This is a genomic window from Shewanella sp. 10N.286.45.A1, assembly GCF_041470405.1.
Classification (GTDB): domain Bacteria; phylum Pseudomonadota; class Gammaproteobacteria; order Enterobacterales; family Shewanellaceae; genus Shewanella.
Genome location: NZ_JBFRMK010000216.1, coordinates 9,239 through 9,494, shown reverse-complemented (window position 1 = coordinate 9,494; position 256 = coordinate 9,239).

The window sequence follows — 256 nt, the reverse complement described above, 5'->3', positions numbered from 1 at the left end:
CTGAATGGTCAAACTTTTAGTGCAATTGGTATGAGGTATTTGTGACAGAAGTTGAATAAGTTTTGAGCGGCTTAAGTGCTTGCTAAATTGTTCACGACCAGTGTGATCATGCCCTACAAGGTGAAAAGAAGATTTGCCTAAATCGATTCCAATGACTTTAATAGTAGACATGATGGTTCGCCTCTTTCGATTGCCAAGCTCTAAGTTTAGCTTAGGGGTGAGGCGGACCATCTAATTAAGCCCTCATTATGAGTAA